This window comes from Aquirufa rosea (assembly GCF_004118285.1).
Taxonomy (GTDB): Bacteria; Bacteroidota; Bacteroidia; order Cytophagales; family Spirosomataceae; genus Aquirufa; species Aquirufa rosea.
On the sequence record NZ_SDHY01000007.1, the window covers coordinates 123,309 to 146,894 of the forward strand.

Genomic DNA, 23,586 nt, shown 5'->3' on the forward strand with positions numbered 1-23,586 from the left:
TAATCTAATAAAACAATTGGTAAAGATAGCTATTTTGAGCTCCTATTCAAAATACTGCTGAAATCAGTAAATTTTCGGGCAAAACACAGATTGAATCGTGTAGGTGATAGAAAAACCCAAATGCAGGTATTGATCGCCACCACTCAGCGTGAAACTATCCATATTACCACCATAGGTGGCTACTTGGTCTATTTTATCTGAAAACACTTTTCTACTACCCAATTCCCCTCTGAATCCCCAAAATTTATTCATTTGAAACTTCACTCCTATACCATAAGGAATGGCTGGAGTCAAAAATGCATCAATTTTATTGGGACTAGCGAAAACAGCAGCTACTCCTCCATAAAAATAAGGTGTCCAATTAAAATGTCTAGGGTCCACCTCATAATCTAGGAAATTATAATCCACCAAGCCTGAAAATTCTGTAATGGAAGTAGCAAAGATGGAAGCATCAGCCACCTTCCCATTGGGAGTAATGACATTTACAGCGGTTCCAACTGGGAATAAAGGACTAGGTCGGTTGGCAATATTTCCCTGAATCCTACTGACCATCATTTGAAAACGGTAGGTAAAAGCATGGCGCTGCTGGTAAGAAACAAATACATTTAATGCCGGTAGGGTTTCTTTTAACTCAGCCCGATTGGGTAAAATTACCCATTCTGCCAATTCTCCTTTGTAGCCCGTAGCCCCAAAGCCCGCCCCCCAAGCCCACCTTTGAGCGAGAACAGGTGATGAATTGGCAAAAAATAAGCCTAGAAGACAGAGTAAACTGACCTTAAGAAATGAAAAGGGTTTTATCGTGGCAATGGAGGACAATCAATCTTATTTTTTAAATGATAAATCAATCTAATTTGCGTGGTAAAGTAATTATCTGATCCCTTCGCAATTAGCGGTGGATTGCCAGAGGTACCACCTCCCAGTGCTAGCAATAAATACGGTCGTCTATCCGCCAAGGTATTTGCCGCATACCATTCTGATGACCTATTGGTAATTAAAGAAGTAACTACCGGAACATTTTCACGATTATCGGAAACATCGTCCAAATAATCCGAAAATGCAATACGATAACCAAAATCAAAACCTACATCAAATGATTTGTTGATTTTAAATCGAAATCCAAAACCAAAAGGAACAGCACCTGTAATTTTGGAATAATCTACCCCTTCCGTTTGCTTTTCCTTTAAGTCAATCCATCCTTGCTGAACAGGAGGAACAGTACTAGTAGGATCAAGGTCATAAACAGCCTTTGCTCTTGCAGTTGGATTAAAGTAAAGCCCAGAAAGCCCTAAATATAAGTAAGGGGAAAAAGTTCTTCTTTTGGGCAAATTCTCTTCATTCCCCAGGATTTCATAGATACCAACCAAGGACAATTCCTGCATATCAGTTCTAAAGTGTAAATTCCTACCATAACTAGGCTCAAATCTCCCGGCAGGATCAAAGTAGTTATCATCTCCAGCTATACGGATATAGGAAAAGCTTCCTTGAATGCTCAAATGTTTCTTCCAGTGACGGGTATATTGAATCCCAGCATTCCACCGTAATGACTTCCCTCCCACATCCATCAGGGTCATGGCTGGTGAAATATCCCCCAAATAAGTCGAAGACCCCGCCCCAAATCCAAAGGAAGAATGTGCTTTAAATGGACTTTTAGGAGCCGCCTTCTTCCCTTTTTGTCCCAGAAACCAAAACTGGGCCGACAAAGTGGACGTAACAAAAAGAGAAATGGCAATACATAAACTGAAGAATCTGATCATGGATGTGTCTGCTGGTTAGATCATAAAACGTAGATACTTCCTAAAATGTTGTAGTATAAGTCGGCACGAATATACAAAATTATGCTTCGTATTAAAATTAAGCCGATTATTGCACAATTAATCTTTGGTGCTGGGACAATCCGGAACTACTAGCCATCCGTACAATATAGGTACCTCGAGATAAACCTAACACACTTAGGTTCAGCTGGTATGTTCCCTGCGAACGTGTACCTTGGTAAACTTCGCGCATGGCTTGACCTTGCAGATCATGCACGCTAATTTTTATATCCAAGACTGGTTTATAAATCACATATTGAACTATGGCTAAATCTGAAACAGGATTAGGCATAGGTGGATTAAGCTCCATTCCCACCACATCAGGAAGTACATCCGGTGAAGTGCGGAAGATAGGTAATCGCTCAAAGGTTTGTTTAAAGAGGCTTTGGGTTTTATAGGCATCCAAGCCCAAATGATCTCTCAACACCGTACTATACACCTGTCTATAATCAAAATTATACCTCAGATCACCATTGCTATCCAAATTGGTTAAGCTGGGATTGGCACCAATCAGTCCACCTCGAACGGTATTTCCAATAAACAACATAGGAGCTGCTGTACCGTGGTCGGTCCCTTGTGTTCCATTCTGATTCACTCTTCTTCCAAATTCAGAAAATGTCATGATAGTAACGGAATCAGCTAAACCTTGGTTTTTAATATCGTTTTGAAAAGCAGATACCGCCTCAGAAATGGTTTTCCACAAATTGGCATGTTGGGTTTTCTGATTAGCATGCGTATCAAATCCTCCAATATTAGCCAAATAGACTGGAGTCTCCAATCCACCGGCAATCAAACGAGCTATGATGCTCATTTGCTTAGCCAAATTGGTGTTTGGATAGGTATAGGTGTTTTTGGCTTTATTGGCTGCATCCCTAATAACTGAGGAATACTGGATGGATGAACTAGCTATTTGTTTCAAAAATGCCAATTCATCTCCTGCCAAAGTAGCCGGAGGCAATTCCGTATCTGCTAGGCTACCCGATACCAATTGATAGAATAAATTAGGGTCTTCAAACACAGTACCTACTCTTCCGACATCCGTTTGAAATAATAACGACTCCACCGAGCCCAACTGAATGGCCATCGGGTCTTTAGGCAATTTGACTGGGTAATCAGGATATTGCATTTCCAAAAAGCGACCTGCCCAGCCTTCATCCCAAACCGTGGCCGAGTCAGAACCTGTATTCCAAATATCTGTGGCCCTGAAATGCGATCGATTGGGATTGGCATAGCCTACACTCTGCGTAATAGCCACTTGTCCTTGGTCATACAAGGATTTCATACTAGTCATGGCGGGATTCATGTACATGCCATTGGCTAGCGGAAGAGCATCTGCCTTTTTAATGGAAATATCTGGTCGTTTCGAAAAATAATTATCATCCTCCGCCGGAATAATAGTATTCAAACCGTCATTTCCTCCATTCAATTGAATAATGACCAAAACATTTCCCCTAGTCTTGACTGCGAATGGTGTGGCCCCAAAAGCTCTTCCCGAAAATGAACCCATACCCCAAGTGACTCCACCGGATAATATGGCCATCTGACGTAGAAAGGTTTGGCGATTTATTTCTTTTTTCATGTTATGCCAATTGATATTCAGGTAACCGCATGAGTGCTTTTAAAAACTTATTGATTCGAGCATCCGCATTGGGGGTGTAAGTTGACCAATTGGCTGCAATGGTACCATCCAATAATACCTCCAATAAAAAAGCTTTCCTCGATTCTGTCAAAGGAAAACGCACAAACAATTGAACCATTTCTTCCACGAACTCTTTGGGTTTTTCGGCGTTGGAAGATGTCCGAGCAAAGGCAATAGGGTCTAGCTTTCCACTGACATTTGTACCGTTATACCTTTTTCCCGACAAAAGGGAATCTGTAAAACCTGCTCGATACGAATAGGTCGTAGAGCTTATCCACTCCCTTTGCCCTTCCCAACCTGCTACGTTGGGAGGCTGAAAAAGCTGCATTTGAAGAATAATGGCCATGTCATACCAATTTTGCAAATCGGGATTTTTCAATTCCAACTGCTTAGAAGCACCTACAATCAATTCCGTTGGACTTTTAATTTTAGCGGCTTGAATTTCCGGCTTATAAAACTCTTCAGAGGTAAATAAAAACTTCAAAAGAGGCTTTAAAACAAAATTATTTTGCTTCAAAACTTCGGCCATTTTCTTAATAAAAGCCTCATTGGGCTTGTAATAGACAAATTCCTTGTAAATCTTCCGACAAATAAACTCGGCCGCAGCAGTTTGCGTAAAAATATGATCAATCAGACTATTATTATCGAACTTGGCAGTCTTACCCAAAACTGTGACATTGGCCTCTTTGTACCAACGAGTAGCATCAAAAACGGCCGTTAAACCTTTTACTTGCCAACCTGAAAATACTTTTGCGGCTTGTTTAATGTCTGTTTCCGAATAATTACCGATGCCCAAGGTAAACAATTCCATTACCTCGCGGGCGTAATTTTCATTGGGACCTGTACCTCGACTGTTGTTTCCATCTAAATAAATCAACATAGAAGGATCAATACTGATGTCTTTCACCAATTGTTTGAAATCACCAAAAGCGTATTTTCGCAACAATTGATTTTGTTTGTAAACGTATTGGGGATAATTGACTTTTTGTCGCTCGTTTGAAAAATGATTATGCAAAAACAACACCATTTTTTCACGCATGGATAAGGATTCTTGAAACATCCGACTGTACCACCATTTAGTCAGTTGAAGAAACCAAGGCCCTGCCATATTTCTATCCAATTGACTTTGCTCTGGAGTTAAATCTACCCAAGTATCCGGAGGTGCTGGCATAGCCAAATCTTTTAAAATGGCTAAATCGAGCAGATCATTAAAATTTCCATAACCCATTGCCCTTTCCAAATCTGCGCGAGAATAGCCAAACAAAACTCGGGAAAGCAAATGTGAAACATTCGTCTTATTCCAAACTAACATGAGGTGCCTGTTTTGTTGTGTTAAGGCAAGACCAAGAAACACAAGAATTAAACATCTGATTAAAGTTGTGGGTAATGATACTTATTTTCAAGAAATTTATCAATTAAATGATAATTTAACTGAATTATTTACAATAAATTAATATTAGGAACTATTTAGCCACTCTCAAGGTTGTTAGAGCTGTCGCATATCTCCATTTTCTATTTCATAGGTGTATAAATTCTCCCAGAAATGAAAAAAAATCACTTGATTTGCGTGATTAATTAGCACAAACTTATGTCGCAAGCATACATTCCACCGAGAAGAGCACCAAGAAAAAAGTTGAAAATGCCCTTATTTGGCGATTTAGGAAGCGGCAAATCAAGCGGAGATGGCAACGTGGATTGGGGAGGCAAAGATTTCACTAAATTGATATTCATTGTGGGTACCCTAGGATTATTGGCACAAATGTTTTTACCGAATTTGTTTGCTGAAAAAATGTACGATACCCCTAGTGAATTAAAAGATCTTGAATTGGATGGATCTTTACGCAAGAAATATACCGATGCCACTAATCCTAACGAGATTCATTATATTTTGATTGTCAAACAAAAAGACGGCACTCGCAGAAAATTAGATCTCTACCAAGCAGATCCTATATTTTTTGATCAGGTAGCCGTTCCTCAGCGACTCAAAAAAAAGGCAGGATCACTGGATGTTCAAGTAACCCGTTTTTCCAAACCAGACACCACTTTAACTCTTAAATTTTTCCCTGATTAATAGATCGATAGATCTAAAAGAGTCTAATGTGAATATTTAGGCAGTTCGGCTAACACAGCGATGGCCTAATTTTAGCGTTTTTTAGAGATTAATTGGTAAATTGCATCTTCAATTTTAAAATGGCCTAGGTAGGCACACATTACATACAATGTTATCCATCTTCAGCAAAACAGTCACCAAAATATTTGGAACCAAGTCGGAAAGAGACATCAAAGCCTTGATGCCGATTGTCGATAAAATCAAAGAAGAATATGCTCGGTTGAGTCATATTTCCGATGACGAGTTAAGACAAAAATCCTATGATTTCAAGGCAAGAATTCAAGCGTTTTTAGCCGAAATTGATGCTAAAATCAATTCCCTACATACCGAAGGACAAGCCACAGAAGATATTGATGCCAAAGAGAAATTTTTCCAAGAGATAGACAAATTAAATCTAGAGCGTAATAAGCAATTAGAAGTCATATTAAACGAGATTTTACCTGAAGCTTTTGCGGTAGTAAAAGAAACAGCTCGTCGATTCACTGAAAACAAACAATTGGTCGTTAAGGCCACGGTGGAAGATAAATTCATTGCTTCCAAGAAGTCCAATGTACAGATTGAGGGAGATAAAGCCATTTGGTTGAACCAATGGACGGCTGCCGGTAATAACATTACATGGGACATGATTCATTACGATGTACAGTTGATTGGTGGTATCGTATTGCATCAAGGAAAGATTTCTGAAATGGGTACAGGTGAAGGTAAAACATTGGTTTCTACCCTTCCTACTTATTTAAATGCTTTGGCTGGACGCGGTGTTCATATTGTTACGGTGAATGATTATTTGGCAAAACGTGACTCGGAATGGAATGCCCCATTGTTTGAATTCCATGGATTGCGGGTAGATTGCATTGATAAACATGAGCCAAATACCGAGGAGCGTAGAAATGCTTATGCAGCCGATATTACTTACGGAACCAACAATGAATTTGGCTTTGATTATTTGCGGGATAACATGGCAAGGAGTTTGGAGGATCAGGTTCAAAGACCACATCATTTTGCCATGGTCGATGAGGTGGACTCCGTGTTAATCGATGATGCCCGTACTCCATTGATTATTTCTGGTCCCATTCCCAAAGGAGATGAACAAGAGTTTGATACGTTTAATCCCAGGGTACATAAATTGGTTGAGGCCCAGAAGCAGATTGTACAAAACTTTTTGGTAGATGCTAAAAAACTCATCCAAGCCGGCGACAAAAAAGAAGGAGGATTGGCCCTTTTCCGTGCATTCAGAGGTTTACCTAAGTCGAAACCTTTGATTAAGTTTTTGTCGGAATCAGGTATCAAACAAATTCTTCAGGAAACAGAATCCATCTATTTGGCAGAGAATCAAAAACTGATGCCTCAAGCGGATGCTCCTTTGCTGTTCACGATTGAAGAGAAAAACAATCAAGTTGAATTAACAGAAAAAGGACTTGAATTTATGAGTGGTAATACGGAAGATCCTAATTTCTTCGTGCTACCTGACTTATCCATTGACCTAAACAAAATAGAGAAAAACAAGGATTTAGCTGATGCAGAAAGATTGTCATTGAAGGAACAATTGATTCGTGAATACAATGATAAAGCTAGCCGTATTCATACGGTGAACCAATTACTCAAAGCCTATGCTTTGTTTGAAAAAGATACCGAATACATCATTGTGGATGGCAAGGTTAAAATTGTAGATGAGCAAACAGGTCGTGTGATGGAGGGTCGCCGTTATTCAGATGGCTTGCACCAAGCCATTGAAGCAAAAGAAGGAGTTAATGTGGAAGATGCTTCACAGACTTACGCCACTATTACCTTGCAAAATTACTTCCGTATGTACCACAAATTAGGAGGTATGACGGGTACGGCAGAAACTGAAGCGGGCGAATTTTGGACAATTTACAAATTGGATGTGGTTTCTATTCCAACCAACCGTCCAATTCAACGTAAAGATGCCGAAGACAAGGTTTACCGAACCGTTCGTGAAAAGTACAATGCTGTCGCAGAAGAAATTCAAGGATTAGTGAATCAAGGCCGTCCGGTCTTGGTAGGTACCACTTCTGTTGAAAACTCCGAATTGATCAGTCGACTATTAACTATCCGCAAAATTCCTCACAATGTTTTGAATGCCAAGCAGCATGCTCGCGAGGCGGAAATTGTAGCTGAAGCAGGACAATCCGGAAAGGTGACCATTGCCACCAACATGGCGGGTCGTGGTACAGATATTAAGTTGAGTCCGGAGTCCAAAGCCGCAGGTGGTTTGGCAATCATTGGTACGGAAAGACACGAATCTAGACGTGTAGACCGCCAATTGCGTGGTCGTGCGGGTCGACAAGGTGATGTGGGTTCATCTCAATTCTTTGTTTCCCTTGAAGATAATTTAATGCGTTTATTTGGCTCTGACCGTATTGCCAAAGTGATGGACCGTTTAGGCATGGAAGAGGGCGAAGTGATTCAACATTCCATGATTACCTCCTCCATTGAACGTGCACAGAAGAAGGTAGAGGAAAACAACTTTGGCATTCGTAAACGCTTGTTGGAATACGATGACGTCATGAACTACCAAAGAAATGCCATTTACAAGCGTCGTCAGAATGCCTTATTGGGAGAAAGATTATCTCTGGATATCATCAACACGATGTTTGATGTATGCCAAGATTTAGTAAGCCAATATAGTTCTTATGGAGAGCTGGAATTAAAAGTGATTGAGGTATTGGGGATTGAACCGCCATTTGCTGAGGAAGATTTCAATCGACTAGGTAATGAAGTGAAAATTGAACGTTTGTTCCTGGCAGCGGAAGATCATTACAAGAGTAAAAATGAGCGTATTGCACAGCAAGTTATTCAAGTAGCTCAAGAGGCCTTGCGCCAAGGATATTCGGGTATTCAGGTGCCAATTAGTAATGGTCACTGGGTAACTGGTGTGGTGGTAGACGCACAAAAAACCTTGGATAGTCAGGGAAAAGAAGTGGTGAAAGAAATGGAGAAATTCATCACCCTTACCTTGATTGATCAGGAGTGGAAAGAGCATTTGCGTGAAATGGATGACTTAAAACAGTCCGTTCAAAATGCAGTATTCGAACAGAAGGATCCATTATTGATTTACAAATTTGAAGCGGTTAATTTATTCCAACGCTTTGTTTCTCGTGTTAATGTGGACACGATTAGTTTCGTTTTGAAGGCAGAAATCCCTGAGGTCCAACAGACTAACCAATCCCAACAAGCACCGAAAGCCAAAGCACCCAAATTACAATTGAGTAAGGATGAGGCAATTTCCTCCTTGATTGGTGGTTTAGCGGGTGGACAAACCGAAGAAGCATCAGAATATCATGATCCAAGTGTACGCAGTGAAGAGCGTATAGCACCGAGACAGGCTATCAAAATTGCAGACCGAAACCAACGCGTTACGGTTCAGTACCGTGATGGATCTATCAAGGAAAATGTAAAATACAAAACGGTTGAGCAGGATGTAGAAAGTGGCGATGCAGTGGTAATTGCTTAAACCAAAGCTGATAAGCTTTATTACAATGGTTAGTTGTTAGCGTGGAAATATGCTTAATAACTAACCATTTTTTTATCAGTACATTGGAAGATAGTATATATTAAACATTTAAATAAATTTCTAACTATAATCTCTAAGCTACCTATATGCCATTCAAAAATCAAGTATTAAAAGATCCCATCAAAGGGGATGTATATGAGTTTTTAGAAACAGCTCAAGATAATCAAGGAAAACAAGTAAGCATTAAAATGACTGTTAAAACCAAGGGACAATTAGTTCCGATGCACTTGCATGTACTTCAAGATGAGCATTTTACTGTTTTGAGTGGAAAGCTGACAATTCAATACGAGGGAAAAACTCAAGTCTTAAAAGCAGGAGAAAGCATCACCTTACCCAAGAATAAAGCACATAACCATTTCAATATGGACGATGAGCCCGTGGAATTTATTCAGACCGTCAGCCCGGCATTAGACTTTGACTATTTCATCGAAAATCTGATTAATTACACGATAGATCATCAAGTTAAGGGAGGAAAATTTGGATTGGTTCAACAATTAGTGACCTCCAAATACATCGATAGCAAAAGCTATGTGGCGGGCATACCTATTTCCTTACAAAATTTCTTAATGAATCTGGTGGGTCCCATTGCCAAGCTTTTTGGAGTTAAAGCGCTTTATGCCGAATACTGCGGCATGGATAAATAATTTTTAACGCATCTTTAACGCTGTTAAGGTTCAAAACCTTGACAGCGTTGCGTTAACGCGGAAAAAATTCAAAAATTGTCCAGCTTTTTGATAATCCAATTCAAACCATTTTTCGACTCATCTAAGGCCCCAATAATCCACAAAATTGCATGATTATCAAGGCTTTAGTCCAAATGGTTTAAAAATTTGACTTATATTAGTCGAACCAAAACTCTAATCAATTAATTCGTTCTAGGAATTCATCCTATGAAATACAGCCTCTATCTATTTATACTACTCAAGTTTGTCCTTCAATATTCGCTGATTGATCCAAGCTATGACTTACAAAGAGATGAATACCTTCACCTTGACCAGGCACATCACTTAGCTTGGGGATATATTTCCGTGCCACCATTTACTTCATGGATATCTTGGATCATTTTACAATTGGGTAATGGAATCTTTTGGGTGCATTTCTTTCCATGCTTTTTCGGAGCTTTAACCTTATTAGTAGTTTGGAAAACCATAGAATCATTGGGTGGAAATCGCTTTGCATTATACCTAGGTGCCTTATCGGTATTGTTGTCAGCCATTCTTCGAATTAACACCCTATTTCAGCCAAACTCCTTTGATGTTTTTGCCTGGACCACTTGTTACTATCTCCTGATTCGATTCATACAAAGTCAACAATCCAAATGGCTGATCTACCTAGCCGTGGTTTGGGGATTTGGATTTTTAAACAAATACAATATTGCCTTTTTGATTTTAGGACTAATCCCTGCCCTATTGGTATCCGAGCAGCGCAAGATATTCTTACAAAAGCAAGTGTATATCGCAGCAGGAATAAGCTTATTGATCATTTTGCCCAACCTTATTTGGCAGTTTCAACATGATTTTCCAGTGATTTACCACATGAAACTGTTGACCAAAATTCAATTGGTGCATGTGGACCGCCTAGATTTTTTAAAGAATCAAGTTCTGTTCTTTATCGGATCCTTCTTTGTACTCCTAGCCGCATGTTGGGCATTATTGGTTTACCCTCCATTTAAAAAATTCCAATTCCTTTTTTGGAATTTAGTTTTCACCTTAGCCATCTTTCTCTATTTCAAAGCCAAAGATTACTATGCTGTAGGCCTCTACCCCATTTATTTGGCCTTCGGTTCCGTGTATATAGCACATTTATTACAAGATGGATGGAAAAAATACTTGCAACTACTAGCCTTGGCCATACCCTGCCTGATGTTTGTCCCCCTTTATTCCTATGTGTTTCCAAATAAACCTGCTACCAGTATGTTGGCAGAAAAGGAAGTATATCAAAAATTAGGTTTTTTGCGCTGGGAAGATGGAAAAGAACATCACATTCCCCAAGATTTTGCCGATATGTTGGGATGGAAAGAACTGGCACAAAAGCTTGATTCAATAAGCAGCACACTTAGTCCAAGCAATCTGGATAGCACCATTTTACTCTGTGATAATTATGGACAAGCGGGTGCCATCAATTATTATTCCAAGTCGAAATCTTTGAAAGCATATTCCATGAATGCCGATTATGCCCGTTGGATTCCATTGGATAAAACCATTAAACATGTCATTCTGGTGAAGGAACAAGATGATGATGATCCAGAGAGAAGCATTGAAAAAGCCTTTTTTGAACAGGTTTATATGGCAGCAGTTAGGAAAAATCACATGGCAAGAGAAGCTAAAATTTCCATTTACGTATTAAAAAATGCCAAATTTGATCTTAATTCTCGACTTCAGAAAGAAGTGAATCAGGCATTAGATATGCATATTGATGAATAGTAAGCCAAGTTAATTGTTTATATTACTATGTTGAACCAAAAACTCAACAGCCATTTGAAGAATCATAATTTATGCCTACCGTAGTCAGAAAAAAAATTAAGCGAGGAATTCGAATTTCTCGCTATGTGATTTACAAAGAAACCTTAGTTGATCGAAGAGAAAACTTCTTATCCTTTTTAGGCACATTTTTAGGGATTGGAATTATTGCATTTTACCAAAAGCAAATACTCAATGAAAATGAAAACGTCTTTCTAATTGGCTCATTTGCTGCCTCTAGTGTTTTGATTTTCGGGGCTATACAAAGTCCATTGGCTCAGCCTAGAAATCTTGTCGGTGGACACTTCATTTCAGCCATTTTGGGAGTAAGTATCTATAAACTTTTCCCAGACATCATTTGGATCACGGGGCCTTTGGCCGTGGCATTATCCATCGTTTGCATGCAAGTAACCAAAACACTACATCCTCCTGGGGGTGCTACGGCCTTGATTGCAGTAACGGGATCGGCCAAAATAAAGGCTTTGGGTTACGGTTTTGTGGTTTTCCCTGTGCTTACGGGAGCCATTACCTTATTAATTGCCGCTTTGGTTTTCAATAACCTAAGTCCCAACCGTCACTATCCTAGCAGTAGAAGACTCAGAAATATGCTGCGAAAGTTGTATCATTCCCTTACTTTCAAATCATGAGATGGTCAAATTCCCTATGGCCAATTTATTCCATTGAACCCAATAAACCTGTATGAATCCACACGACATAGTCACTGAAAATCAATTAAAAATTACATTTGATGAAGCCAGCAATAGTATTATCATTAGTACACCTTGCGGGAATAGTATTGAACTCAATGATTCATTAAAATGCGTCAAGCTAAGTGACGTGTACAACAATAGTATTAGTTTAAACAGTGAGGGCATACAAATACATAGTTCCAAAAATGTACATATTTCTGGTATAGAAATAAAACTGGATGCCCAAACCAATTTAGATTTAAAAGCCTCCAACGATATCAATTCAGAAGCCCTGAATATCAATCAAGCCGCCTTTTCCCAATTTAAAGCACAGGGTAGTGCTAGTGCCGAACTTTCGTCATCAATACAAACCACCGTTAAAGGTGCCATTGTTAATATCAACTAAATATATGCCCCCAGCCGCAAGAATTACTGATATGCACACCTGCCCTAAGAAAACACCAGGAATCTCCCCGATTCCACATGTAGGAGGACCCATCATAGGGCCGGGTTGTCCTACGGTATTAATTGGGAATTTACCTGCCGCCTGCGTGGGAGACATGTTGGTATGTATTGGCGAACCTGACACCATCATCAGCGGTAGCCAAACCGTATTCATTGGCGGCAAAGCGGCTGCCCGAATGGGTGATACCACCCTGCATGGTGGCACCATTGTGTTAGGATTACCCACCGTCTTGATTGGATAAATTTGGTCCTATGAAATCCTTTCATCCGTACTTTCTTCCCACCTTAGCACAATACTACCCACAGGAAGCTCAGGAGGTAATTTCCCAAATGGATCAGTTGTATATCGACATATACGATCCTAGCTTAGCCAGCTCTTCCAATCCCATCGATAAAAGATTGTCTTTTAGTGCTTATTTTCTATCCATGATACAATGTTTAAATGAAAAAGGAGAAAATTATGAGCAGATTCGACGGGTATGTTTAGAGGTAGCAACCGATTTTGTTCAGCCCAAAAATACCTTTCAAAAGCTCATTCAAACTTGGCCTTCCAAACTTATTCATACTTGGTTAGGGAAACGGTTGATTCGAAACCTACAAAAGGTGGCGGAGAAACCAGGACATCCCGATGGTTTTGTAATGAAGATTCTAACTGACCCTGCCAAAACCTCCGGTTTGGGTTATGGCATTGATATCTTGGAGTGTGGAATTTGTAATCAATTTCATCGGCATGGTTATGATAAATTCACTTCCATTTTATGTGAAGTGGATTATATCACAACCAATTTGGCTGGATTAGAAATGATTCGACAAAGCTCCATTGCCCTCGGAGCCGACCGTTGTGATTTTCGATACAAAATCAAAAGAAGAGTCAAAGATTAAAGTGGCATCCACTACCAGAGCACGATATCATCGGCATGAGCTACTTCCAGACTCATTGTGCTAGACTGTAATTCCGCCTTAGAGCATCGGGCCCTCGCGATAGCTACAGGTACTTTTTGACTATCCAGCAATTCAATCACCTCCCCTTTTTCGAAATCCCCTAAATATTCTACTACTCCCACAGAAAGTAAGCTTTTCCTTTGGGCAATAGCCTTAGCAGCTCCCTTGTCCAGAACTGCTTTTCCACGGATTAATGAACCCGTGGCTAACCATTTTTGTCTTGAGTTCAGGCTCGCTTCTTGCGCCTCAAAGACGGTACCTATCTTTTCATTCAAGGCATCTACAATTCCATCCCCTTGATCTAATCCAAAAATAACGACCTTAATACCCAGTCGGGTAGCCATTCGGGTAAAGGTTAATTTGGAAATCATACCCCCTAAACCTACGCTCGACTTATCCGTGCTTACCACACTTAATACTTCTGAATTAATCTCCTTCACTTGACGAATGATGGCTCCTTGACTGTCCAACAAACCACCTACCGAAGTAGATATCAATAATTTGGAGGCTCCAAAACCCGTAGCGATTAAGGTGGCTAATTCATCATTATCCGAAAACTTCAACTCCACATTGCTTACCACATCATTCTCATTGGCAATGGGAATCACGCCATTTTTCCAAAGTTCTTGATAGGTCTCTTTCAATTGTAAAAATTGCCCTCTCTGAGAAAAGTGATGGCGCTCACATAAGCTTTGGGCAATAGAAATTCCGTATTTCTGGAAATAATGGTTGTATTTGGCTATCAAAATAGGATTACCCACGGCAGCGGCTGCCTTGCGCTCTGACAGGCTACCTTTGTAATTTTTAATCACAGATTTACCTGCTGCCACCGCACCACTAGATACCAATACGATGTGGTGATTGGGCTGTAATTGAGCCACTTGAGAGGCTATTTTCTCTAAGGTTTGTTCATTCACTTCTCCATTCGCATGGGTGATGGAGGAAGAACCAAATTTTATAACAAGTATCGGTTTAGACATAATCAATGGATATCTCTGCAATTTAAACAATTGAATCCATTGTTGAAATGTAGCATGTAGAATGAAAATGAAGCTTTTAATAATCCTTTCCTGGTAAGATAAATTGACAAGTCTCCTTTAAAGCTTTAGTTAGTCGACTTTTATATTCTCTTCTACTAATTTCAATAGCTCCATAGCGGAGCACATTGTCGTTCATAAACTGTGTATCCAACAGGCTAAAGCCCTGTTCACGAAGCAACACCATCAGATAATGAAAAGCCACTTTGGAGGAATTTGGCACCGAACTAAACATGGATTCGCCAAAAAAGGCACTGCCAAGCTTGACGCCATAGAGCCCACCGACCAATTTACCTTCCAAATACGCCTCCACTGAATGCGCAAAACCCTTTTTATGCAATTCAGTATATGCTTGAATGATTTCCTCAGAAATCCATGTTTCTTTATCGGTAGCTCGGGGGGCAGCACAAAGTCGAATCACTGACTCAAATTGCGTATCCAAGCGTATCTCAAACAAACGTTTATTGATGATGGAACGAAGAGATTGGGCAGGTTTATATGTATCTATGGGAATAATGGCCCTGGGATTGGGACTGTACCAATAGATTTCATCACCATCTGCCATGGGAAAAATACCTTTGGCATAGGCGAAAATTAATTGTTCTACTGATAATAGTTTATCCTCTTGCATGAAATAATTGGTAGATTATTCGCATTTCCCCGTTGAATTTCCGAAATTGCAAGCTAATTAGGACAAACTTAGGACGAGCATCCTGGTTTACAAAAAGAATGAAGATAAAATTATTATTCGTACATCTTACTTCTCCTATCCGACGAAGGCGACGATACATCTTTAGGGTATGATCCTTAGGGACCCTTGGAATGTTATTGTTTAATTATTTTCGTCGTTAATAAATGAATCCTTATACTGTTCAAGTTGCTAGTCAAGCCCATTTTGGCCTAGCAGAGTCTATTTGTCATGAAATGGCTGAATCAGCCAAAGCTCGTGGCACGGGTATTGCTAAAAGAACCCCAGAGTATCTGCAAGAAAAAATGTCCGAAGGAAAAGCGATCATCGCTACGGATGACGTTACGGGTGAATTTGTGGGTTTTTGTTATATAGAAACCTGGCAGCACGGTAAATTTGTTGCCAACTCTGGATTGATCGTCAATCCGTCGTATCGTCAATATGGCGTAGCCAAAGCCGTGAAAGCCAAGGCTTTTGAATTATCGAGAACCCGATATCCAGACGCTAAAATCATTGGAATTACCACCTCATTGGCCGTCATGAAAATCAATTCGGACTTGGGTTATGAACCTACGACTTTTTCCGAATTACCTGTCGATGATAATTTCTGGAAGGGATGTGAATCTTGTGTGAACTACGATATTTTGACCCGTACCGAAAGAAAAATCTGCTTGTGCACAGGGATGATTTATGATGCCAATGCTGCGAAGAAATCCGTGGGAGATGCTGAAGAAAAATGGTTGTTCCTGAAGAATATTGCTGATTTCAGCAAATTAAAAAAGATAAAAGAAAAATTATTAATGCCCTTCAAGAAAAAGGGAAAATCCAAATAAACAATGAGCAAGCCGAAAGTAATTTTAGCCTTTAGTGGAGGTTTAGATACCTCATTTTGTGTGAAATATTTAGCTGAAGAGCGTGGTATGGAGGTACACTCGGCTCTCGTGGATACGGGTGGTTTTTCTCCTGAAGAATTAAAAGCCATTGAAGCGAAAGCTTACGCCCTGGGAGTTAGCTCGCACGTTACCTTGGATGTGGTAGATTCTTATTACCAAGATTGCTTGCGCTATCTGGTTTATGGTAATGTATTGAAAAATAACACCTACCCTCTTTCCGTTTCAGCGGAACGAGTATTTCAAGCTACTGCCGTGGCGAAATATGCGGAAAAATTAGGTGCCAAAGCCATTGCTCATGGTAGTACAGGTGCAGGAAATGACCAAGTGCGTTTTGATGTGGTATTTCGCATCTTAGCTCCTGAATGTGATGTTATTACTCCTATCCGTGATTTACAACTTTCTCGTGAAGCGGAAATCGAATTCCTAAAATCCAAAGGGGTGGTACAAGAATGGCATAAAGCAGCTTATTCCATCAACAAAGGACTTTGGGGAACTTCCGTAGGAGGAAAGGAAACCTTAACTTCTGATGGATATTTACCAGAGGAGGCTTGGCCAACCCAATTGACCAAAACTAGTCCAGAGAAAATCACTTTGGAGTTCGAACAGGGAGAACTAGTAGGAATCAATGGTAAAAAATCGGCCTCTAAAGTGGCTGCCATCAGAGAATTAACCGAAATAGCTGGGGCATTTGCCATCGGACGAGATATTCACGTGGGGGATACCATCATTGGTATTAAAGGTCGTGTAGGATTTGAAGCTCCTGCCCCTTTGATCATCATCAAAGCACACCACAGTTTGGAAAAACATGTGTTGACCAAGCACCAATTGTATTGGAAACAAAACATTGGAGATATGTATGGTACGCTTTTGCATGAAGGACAGTTTTTAGAGCCAGTGATGCGGAACTTTGAGACCTTCCTAGCTGATACCCAAAGCAATGTAACGGGTAAAGTGCATGTGCAATTAAACCCTTATCAATTCCACATCATTGGAATTGAGTCAACATATGATTTGATGTCCTCGGCATTTGGTGCCTATGGAGAAATGAACAAGGCTTGGACAGGCGATGATGTTAGAGGATTCTCGAAAATCGTTTCCAACCAAACGATGATACACCGGAAGGTAAACGAAAAATAGTATGGCAAAAATTGGAATAGTTGGCGCAGCAGGATACACTGGAGGGGAATTATTACGGATTTTAGTCAATCACCCCGACGTGGAATTGACATGCATTTTGTCCAAATCACAAGCAGGGAAATTGGTTTCTGACGTGCATACTGATTTATTAGGAAGCACTTATGCCAAATTCACGGATACCTTAAAGCCCGTAGATGTCTTGTTCCTATGCTCCGGACATGGTGAATCCAAAAAATTCTTGGAAGCCAATGAGATTCCTTGGCATACCAAAATCATTGATCTTAGTACGGATTATCGGGATGAATCCGATGGTTTTATATATGGCCTTCCTGAATTCCAAAAAGCTAAAATTCAAACTGCCCAAAAAATTGCTAATCCGGGTTGTTTCGCTACTTCCATTGAATTAGCCTTATTGCCCCTGGCTGCGGCCGGTAAAATTACGGCAGATGTCCATATTTCAGCCATCACGGGTAGCACCGGTGCTGGACAATCACTCTCCAATACTAGTCACTTTTCCTGGAGAAACAACAACATCAGTATTTATAAAGCATTCACCCATCAACACCTGGCAGAAATTGGTCAAACGCTGGCTTTTGGAAAAAAAGCACCTTTGATCCATTTCATCCCATATCGAGGTAATTTCTCGAGAGGAATTATGGCCAATGTATACACTCCTTATTCAGGTTCGATTGAAGAAGCCAAGGAATTATACCAAGACTATTACGAATCCTCTCCATTCGTCTTTGTGTCCAATACCAGCATTGACCTAAAGCAGGTGGTCAACACCAATAAATGCTTATTGCATCTTGAAATCCACCAGGGCCAGTTATTGATTACCTCCATCATTGATAATCTCATCAAAGGTGCCTCTGGACAAGCCGTGCAAAACATGAATATCATGTTGGGATGGAAAGAAGACGAAGGTTTACGCTTAAAGGCCATTGGTTTTTAGGGCATTATACCTGGATTTTCATTCAAAATTTGACGTATTATCATGAAACTATTCGACGTATACCCACTGTATCCTATTGAGCTAGTAAAAGCTCAAGGGGTAACTCTATGGGATAAAAAAGGGCAAAGTTACACCGATTTGTACGGTGGACATGCCGTTATATCTATTGGTCATTCACATCCATATTACTTGGAAAAGATGACCGAACAATTACAGAAAATTGGTTTTTATTCCAATTCTGTCATCATTTCTGGCCAAGAGGAATTAGCTGAAAAACTTGGTAAAATCTCTGGCTATCCAGACTATCAGTTATTCCTGACTAATTCAGGAGCTGAATCCAATGAAAATGCCCTAAAATTGGCATCCTTTCATACAGGTCGTAAAAAAGTGGTGGCTTTTACTAGTGCCTTCCATGGACGTACTGCAGGTGCTGTGGCGGTGACTGATAATCCGAGTATTGTTGCCCCCATCAATGATACTTCTCATGTGACTTTCCACCCATTTAATCAGGTGGAAGGTTTAGATAGTGTCATTACCGTGGAAACAGCTGCAGTGATTGTGGAAGGTATTCAAGGAGTGGGTGGTATTCAAGTGGCCAGTACGGAATTTTTACAGGCTTTGAGAAAGCAATGTGATGTTACTGGGGCACAATTAATTTTGGATTCGGTGCAATGTGGCTATGGTCGTTCGGGTAAATTTTTCTCGCATCAGTATTCGGGCGTACAGCCAGACATGATGACCACTGCCAAAGGCATGGGTAACGGTTTTCCTATGGGAGGAGTTCTGATTGCCCCCCATATCAAAGCTAGCTATGGTCTATTAGGTACCACTTTTGGAGGAAATCATTTAGCCTGCGCGGCTGGAAATGCCGTCCTAGATGTGATAAAAGAAGAAAATTTGATTGAAAATGCCGCTAAAATTGGTCAGTACCTAGTGGAACAATTGAATCAGTTCTCAGGTGTTAAAGAAGTAAGAGGCAAAGGATTAATGATTGGTATCGAGTTTGAACAGCCAGTTGGGCCTATCCGCGATGCCTTGCTCTTTACACATCATATTTTCTGTGGCTATGCAGGCAAGCATACCTTGCGCTTATTACCAAGTTTGGCCATCGACCAAAAAGTGGCTGATCATTTTTTAGAAAGTTTAGATCAGGTCTTGAAAGCTTAAATTTCAGGAGCTCATTGAGATAAAGGTTTGCTTTTTCATTAGAAATGTGATTATTTTGCGTTTCTTTTGTGAACAGCTAAGGCTTAAAAAAGGACATTAAACAACATACTATACATTATCAATGGCATTAATTACAAAAATTAGAGAGAAATCGGGAATCGCGGCAGCAGCAATCGCCATCAGTTTAATTTTATTCCTCATCGGTAGTGATATTTTCCAAGGAAGATCCTCTTTGTTTGGTTCTAATAACCAAGAAGTGGGTGTAATCGCAGGAGAAAGCATCCTTTTACCTGAATTCCAGAAGAAAGTAGAAGAAGCTACAGCCAATTACACGGCTCAAACAGGTAAAGGACCAGGGGAACAAGAGGCAACTATGATTCGTGATCAAGTTTGGAATCAATACATCTTGGATATTGCGTATAAAAAGGAGTTTGATGCTTTGGGACTAAAAGTTTCAGCAGATGAATTGATTGACATGGTTCAAGGAAATAACATTCACCCTTCGGTTCGTCAGCAATTCACCAATCCTCAAACTGGTCAGTTCGACAAAACTTTTGTTATTCAGTTTTTGAAAAACTTAAAAACTATGCCTGCTCAACAGCAACAAGGTTGGGCTAATTTTGAGAAGTCCATCGCACAAGATCGTATTCGTGCTAAGTATGAGAACTTGATTCGCTTGTCTACTTATGTGAATACAGCTGAAGCGCAAAAAGAATACCAAGCTCAAAATGCTAAATTTTCTGCTCGTTTCTTATATGTGCCTTTCTTCTCGGTACCTGACTCTACCATCAAAGTGAGCGATGCTCAGTTGGAAGAATATTTAGCGAAGCATAAAGATCGTTTCAAAGGGGTGAACTCTCGTTCTATCCAATATGCTACTTTCCCAGTAGTTCCAACGGCCCAAGATACCGTTGAATTCTACAATCAAATCAAGAAATTAGCGAAAGATTTAGCCGTAGCACCTAATGATTCAGCATTTGCCATGTTGAATTCAGATGTGCGTACTCCATATTTATTAGCTTATTCTGAAATTCCTGAGGCAGTTAAATCTCAATTAGGAACTTTCCAGGTAGGAGGTATTTATGGACCATTCAAAAACGGCCTAACCTATTCCATTTACAAATACGGTGGAATCAAAAAGGATAGCTTATTTACCGTTCGTGCCAGCCATATCTTAATTGCACCAGCCAACAAATCGGATTCAGCCAAAGCACAAGCTAAGCAAAGAGCAGAAGGTATCTTGAATCAAATCAAGGGCGGAGCTAGTTTTGAGACATTGGCTCAACTGAATGGAATGGACGGTACTGCGCAGAACGGTGGTGATTTAGGTTATTTCAAGAACAATGGTTCTATGACTAAATCATTTGAAAAAGCCATCTTTGGTTTCAATGGTACAGGTTTAATGCCAGCAGTAGTTGAAACAGAGTTTGGATATCACATCGTGAAGATTACGGATCCTAAAACTAATACAGCTTACCGCTTAGCGGCCATCAATAAGACCATTGCCCCTTCACAGGCTACTTTAGACCGCGTGTATACGCAAGCAGATGCTTTTGCGAATGCGAACGGTACTTTGGGTGCTTTTGAAGCTGCTTTGAAGAAAGACAAAAACATCATCATGATGCGTGCCGATCGTTTGTTGGAAAATGCGACTAGCATTAACAACCTGACCAATGCACGTGAGATCGTTCGTTGGGCATTTGATGAGAACACTTCCGTAGGTGATGGTTCTAAAAAAGTATTTGAGCAAGATAACCAATACATCGTGGCATATTTAACAGGTAAAACTGATAAAGATAATGTTAAGGTGGACGACTACCGTGATGCCATCACCAACTTGGTTCGTGCAGAATTAAAAGGCGAGAAAATCGCTGCTAAATTAAGTGTTATCAAAGGAAGCTTAGAGCAAATCGCTCAGAAATACGGAGCAGGTGCTTTGGTAGAGAACGTGAGTGATGTGACGCTTTCTACAGGTATGTTGAACACCGCGGGTCCAGATGCTATTGCATTAGGTAAAATAGCAGGATTAAAGATAGGAAAGAGAAGCAGTGTATTTGTAGGAGATAATGGTGTATTCATAGCAGAGAAGACTGCGGCAGTAGCTGCTCCAGCATTAGCAGATTACAGCACTTACAAGAATCAAATCCAATCCATGGGTATTCAACGTGCTTCTTATTTCATTAATGAAGCCATCAAGGAAAATGCGAAAATTGTAGATAAACGCTACAAATTCTACTAAAACACATATCCTTTAGTATCTTTGAAAAGCATTCTGTAAAGGATGCTTTTCTTGTTTGAAACGAATGATAATCCTATGAAGCAAACAAAAAATGGGTGGTGGTTGATCTTAATCGGTCTGGGTATTTTCCTAATTGCCATAAGCCCCCAATTACGTTTTCGCTGGGATTTAAGCGAGGAAAAAAAGTTTACCCTCAGTGAGTCCTCTTTACAAGTATTGCAAAGCTTGGATGGTCCTATTTCCATTAAAGTGTACCTCGGTGGTAGAAATCTTCCAGGCGGTTTCAGAAGGCTAGAAAAAGCGCTCTTGGAGCTCTTGGATGATGTTCGTGCGCAAAGCCCTCAGCGCATCGATATCGAGCAAATAGATGTTTATAAAACTTATCCCAAGGAAAAGGAAAGACAGGCCCTGATTTTTTACCTAGACTCCTTGGGTATCCCTCCTACCAACGTAGTGAATCAAGAAGATGGGCATCAGGTACAGCAATTAATTTTTCCGGGGATTATCATTGAAAAATCCGAGCGACAAGCTGCAGTTTTATTGTTGAAAGGTAATAAGCTGAGTAGCTCCCAGGAGGTCTTGAACCAATCCATCGAAGGCCTTGAATATGAGTTGATGCAGGGAATCAGACAGGTTCAGGACAACCAAGAACGCAAGAAAATTGGTTTCTTTTTAGATCATAGTCAAGTTCCGGCTATTATGCAGTTGGATCTCATAGCCCAACTAAAAAAATCCTATGACTTATATCCTGTAGACCTTTCCCAATCTCAGACTTTGGATGGATTGGATGCTATTTGCGTCATTCAACCTACCATCAAGTTTAACTCGGAAGACCTCTATAAAATTGATCAATTTTTAGTTCAGGGAGGTAAAGGCATATTCTTTGTAGATGGTATTCGAGTAGACACATTGGAAAAACAAGGATTGGTCCTGACGCCTCAGGACTTGGGTCTACAAAATTTACTCTTTCAATATGGTATCCGTCTCAATGCCAATTTGGTGAAAGACGCACAGCTTTGTGGCGCCATACCTTTGGCGGTGGGTAACTTTGGCAATCGGGCAAATTTGGAATTAATGCCATGGCCAGCTTTCCCGCTGTTGATCGCCAATCCAAATTCGGTTATCACTAAAAATCTGGATGCCGTCTATGGGCGCTTTGTGTCTAGTTTGGATACGATTCAGAGCGGCCAGCAATTAAGCAAAACGGCCTTGTTAAAGACCAGCCCATATACCCAAGTACAAAAAACGCCAGCTACTTTACCTTTTTCAGCTTCAGGTAAGGAATTTGACCCGGCCAAATACCAAGGAGGTTCACAGGTGGTTGCCTATCTGGTAGAAGGAAAATTCCGTTCCGCCTTTACCAACCGAATTTTACCTAGTGAAAAATTAGCCAAACCATTCCAAGCACAAACCAATCAAGCAGGTAGCCTGATTGTAGTGGCCGATGGAGATATCGCTTTGAATGGCATTGACCCTACTACGAAGGGACCGCTGCCATTGGGATTTGATACTTTTGCCAAACATACTTTTGCCAACAAAGATTTTATTTTGAATGCTTTTCATTATTTGTTGGATGATCAAAATGCCCTGTTGGCTAGAAATAAAAATGTGCGTTTAAGGCCATTAGACAAAGCCAAAGTGAAGGAAGATAAAAGCTTTTGGCAGGGAATCAATCTGCTAGTTCCGATCAGTTTTGCCGGAATCATCAGCCTATTGGTTATCCTTTACCGAAAGAAAAAATACAATGCCTGAAACCTTTGGTATAATACCTAAATTATTTTAACTTCAAGGTTTGAATACCCGAGGGGTTTCTTTATCACAAATAT

20 protein-coding genes are annotated in these 23,586 nt (G+C 40.2%); 14 read left to right on the forward strand and 6 right to left on the reverse strand.

Annotated features, from left to right (window positions below):
- Positions 1–63: 63 nt before the first annotated feature.
- From ESB04_RS11290 to ESB04_RS11305, 4 genes are all read right to left on the reverse strand, one after another.
- The gene (locus ESB04_RS11290; protein ID WP_129027851.1) at positions 64–816 is read right to left on the reverse strand and encodes a DUF6089 family protein; all 753 of its coding nucleotides are present in this window, start codon (positions 814–816) and stop codon (positions 64–66) included.
- A complete protein-coding gene (locus ESB04_RS11295; RefSeq protein ID WP_129027852.1) occupies positions 795–1,754 on the reverse strand; it encodes an outer membrane beta-barrel protein in 960 nt (319 codons plus the stop codon). Before ESB04_RS11295 ends, ESB04_RS11290 begins: the two co-directional genes overlap by 22 nt.
- A 106-nt stretch (positions 1,755–1,860) precedes the next feature.
- On the reverse strand, positions 1,861–3,390 hold the full coding sequence (locus ESB04_RS11300) for a DUF1501 domain-containing protein (RefSeq protein ID WP_235832235.1): 1,530 nt from the start codon (positions 3,388–3,390) through the stop codon (positions 1,861–1,863).
- Position 3,391: 1 nt separating this feature from the next.
- The gene (locus tag ESB04_RS11305; protein WP_129027853.1) at positions 3,392–4,762 is read right to left on the reverse strand and encodes a DUF1800 domain-containing protein; all 1,371 of its coding nucleotides are present in this window, start codon (positions 4,760–4,762) and stop codon (positions 3,392–3,394) included.
- Positions 4,763–5,038: 276 nt separating this feature from the next.
- Between ESB04_RS11305 and ESB04_RS11310 the strand changes: the two genes are divergently transcribed.
- The 8 genes from ESB04_RS11310 (at position 5,039) to ESB04_RS11345 (ending at position 13,587) form a co-directional block, all read left to right on the forward strand.
- Complete coding sequence (locus ESB04_RS11310; RefSeq protein ID WP_129027854.1) at positions 5,039–5,521, forward strand: hypothetical protein; 483 nt, start codon at positions 5,039–5,041, stop codon at positions 5,519–5,521.
- Between the two features lie 148 nt (positions 5,522–5,669).
- Positions 5,670–9,032: a preprotein translocase subunit SecA gene (gene secA / locus ESB04_RS11315; protein WP_129027855.1), complete on the forward strand. Its 3,363-nt coding sequence runs from the start codon at positions 5,670–5,672 to the stop codon at positions 9,030–9,032.
- Positions 9,033–9,178: 146 nt separating this feature from the next.
- Positions 9,179–9,736: a cupin domain-containing protein gene (locus tag ESB04_RS11320; protein WP_129027856.1), complete on the forward strand. Its 558-nt coding sequence runs from the start codon at positions 9,179–9,181 to the stop codon at positions 9,734–9,736.
- Between the two features lie 246 nt (positions 9,737–9,982).
- Positions 9,983–11,515 (forward strand): glycosyltransferase family 39 protein, encoded by a 1,533-nt coding sequence (locus ESB04_RS11325; RefSeq protein WP_129027857.1) that lies wholly within the window; start codon positions 9,983–9,985, stop codon positions 11,513–11,515.
- A 71-nt stretch (positions 11,516–11,586) separates the two neighbouring features.
- On the forward strand, positions 11,587–12,198 hold the full coding sequence (locus ESB04_RS11330) for an HPP family protein (protein ID WP_129027858.1): 612 nt from the start codon (positions 11,587–11,589) through the stop codon (positions 12,196–12,198).
- 52 nt (positions 12,199–12,250) lie between these two features.
- Positions 12,251–12,646, forward strand: a complete 396-nt coding sequence (locus ESB04_RS11335; protein WP_129027859.1) for a hypothetical protein — start codon at positions 12,251–12,253, stop codon at positions 12,644–12,646.
- A 4-nt stretch (positions 12,647–12,650) separates the two neighbouring features.
- On the forward strand, positions 12,651–12,947 hold the full coding sequence (locus ESB04_RS11340; RefSeq protein WP_129027860.1) for a PAAR domain-containing protein: 297 nt from the start codon (positions 12,651–12,653) through the stop codon (positions 12,945–12,947).
- Between the two features lie 10 nt (positions 12,948–12,957).
- Entirely contained in the window at positions 12,958–13,587 is a 630-nt protein-coding gene (locus tag ESB04_RS11345; RefSeq protein ID WP_129027861.1) for an L-2-amino-thiazoline-4-carboxylic acid hydrolase, read from the forward strand.
- An 11-nt stretch (positions 13,588–13,598) separates the two neighbouring features.
- Here the strand turns inward: ESB04_RS11345 and proB are convergent, their stop codons facing one another.
- Both proB and aat read right to left on the reverse strand, forming a co-directional pair.
- Positions 13,599–14,627 (reverse strand): glutamate 5-kinase, encoded by a 1,029-nt coding sequence (gene proB, locus ESB04_RS11350; RefSeq protein WP_129027862.1) that lies wholly within the window; start codon positions 14,625–14,627, stop codon positions 13,599–13,601.
- A gap of 76 nt (positions 14,628–14,703) precedes the next feature.
- On the reverse strand, positions 14,704–15,315 hold the full coding sequence (aat, locus tag ESB04_RS11355; RefSeq protein WP_129027863.1) for a leucyl/phenylalanyl-tRNA--protein transferase: 612 nt from the start codon (positions 15,313–15,315) through the stop codon (positions 14,704–14,706).
- Positions 15,316–15,539: 224 nt separating this feature from the next.
- Between aat and ESB04_RS11360 the strand changes: the two genes are divergently transcribed.
- The 6 genes from ESB04_RS11360 (at position 15,540) to gldG (ending at position 23,512) form a co-directional block, all read left to right on the forward strand.
- On the forward strand, positions 15,540–16,205 hold the full coding sequence (locus ESB04_RS11360) for a GNAT family N-acetyltransferase (protein ID WP_129027864.1): 666 nt from the start codon (positions 15,540–15,542) through the stop codon (positions 16,203–16,205).
- A 3-nt stretch (positions 16,206–16,208) separates the two neighbouring features.
- Complete coding sequence (gene argG / locus ESB04_RS11365) at positions 16,209–17,402, forward strand: argininosuccinate synthase (RefSeq protein ID WP_129027865.1); 1,194 nt, start codon at positions 16,209–16,211, stop codon at positions 17,400–17,402.
- A 1-nt stretch (position 17,403) separates the two neighbouring features.
- On the forward strand, positions 17,404–18,354 hold the full coding sequence (gene argC, locus ESB04_RS11370) for an N-acetyl-gamma-glutamyl-phosphate reductase (protein ID WP_129027866.1): 951 nt from the start codon (positions 17,404–17,406) through the stop codon (positions 18,352–18,354).
- Positions 18,355–18,393: 39 nt separating this feature from the next.
- Entirely contained in the window at positions 18,394–19,521 is a 1,128-nt protein-coding gene (locus tag ESB04_RS11375; protein WP_129027867.1) for an aspartate aminotransferase family protein, read from the forward strand.
- 121 nt (positions 19,522–19,642) lie between these two features.
- Complete coding sequence (locus ESB04_RS11380; protein WP_129027868.1) at positions 19,643–21,760, forward strand: peptidylprolyl isomerase; 2,118 nt, start codon at positions 19,643–19,645, stop codon at positions 21,758–21,760.
- Positions 21,761–21,835: 75 nt separating this feature from the next.
- Positions 21,836–23,512 carry a gliding motility-associated ABC transporter substrate-binding protein GldG gene (gene gldG, locus ESB04_RS11385; RefSeq protein WP_164969651.1) on the forward strand — a complete coding sequence of 559 codons (1,677 nt, stop codon included), beginning with the start codon at positions 21,836–21,838 and terminating at the stop codon, positions 23,510–23,512.
- The last annotated feature ends 74 nt before the right edge of the window (positions 23,513–23,586 follow it).

Coding starts and splice junctions, on each gene's coding strand:
- ESB04_RS11320 (WP_129027856.1), top strand. CDS start 9,179: ATGCCATTCAAAAATCAAGTATTAAAAGATCCCATCAAAGGGGATGTA.
- aat (WP_129027863.1), bottom strand. CDS start 15,315: ATGCAAGAGGATAAACTATTATCAGTAGAACAATTAATTTTCGCCTAT.
- ESB04_RS11300 (WP_235832235.1), bottom strand. CDS start 3,390: ATGAAAAAAGAAATAAATCGCCAAACCTTTCTACGTCAGATGGCCATA.
- ESB04_RS11310 (WP_129027854.1), top strand. CDS start 5,039: ATGTCGCAAGCATACATTCCACCGAGAAGAGCACCAAGAAAAAAGTTG.
- ESB04_RS11330 (WP_129027858.1), top strand. CDS start 11,587: ATGCCTACCGTAGTCAGAAAAAAAATTAAGCGAGGAATTCGAATTTCT.
- ESB04_RS11345 (WP_129027861.1), top strand. CDS start 12,958: ATGAAATCCTTTCATCCGTACTTTCTTCCCACCTTAGCACAATACTAC.
- ESB04_RS11340 (WP_129027860.1), top strand. CDS start 12,651: ATGCCCCCAGCCGCAAGAATTACTGATATGCACACCTGCCCTAAGAAA.
- ESB04_RS11305 (WP_129027853.1), bottom strand. CDS start 4,762: ATGTTAGTTTGGAATAAGACGAATGTTTCACATTTGCTTTCCCGAGTT.
- argC (WP_129027866.1), top strand. CDS start 17,404: ATGGCAAAAATTGGAATAGTTGGCGCAGCAGGATACACTGGAGGGGAA.
- ESB04_RS11360 (WP_129027864.1), top strand. CDS start 15,540: ATGAATCCTTATACTGTTCAAGTTGCTAGTCAAGCCCATTTTGGCCTA.
- gldG (WP_164969651.1), top strand. CDS start 21,836: ATGAAGCAAACAAAAAATGGGTGGTGGTTGATCTTAATCGGTCTGGGT.
- ESB04_RS11325 (WP_129027857.1), top strand. CDS start 9,983: ATGAAATACAGCCTCTATCTATTTATACTACTCAAGTTTGTCCTTCAA.
- ESB04_RS11295 (WP_129027852.1), bottom strand. CDS start 1,754: ATGATCAGATTCTTCAGTTTATGTATTGCCATTTCTCTTTTTGTTACG.
- argG (WP_129027865.1), top strand. CDS start 16,209: ATGAGCAAGCCGAAAGTAATTTTAGCCTTTAGTGGAGGTTTAGATACC.
- secA (WP_129027855.1), top strand. CDS start 5,670: ATGTTATCCATCTTCAGCAAAACAGTCACCAAAATATTTGGAACCAAG.
- ESB04_RS11380 (WP_129027868.1), top strand. CDS start 19,643: ATGGCATTAATTACAAAAATTAGAGAGAAATCGGGAATCGCGGCAGCA.
- ESB04_RS11335 (WP_129027859.1), top strand. CDS start 12,251: ATGAATCCACACGACATAGTCACTGAAAATCAATTAAAAATTACATTT.
- proB (WP_129027862.1), bottom strand. CDS start 14,627: ATGTCTAAACCGATACTTGTTATAAAATTTGGTTCTTCCTCCATCACC.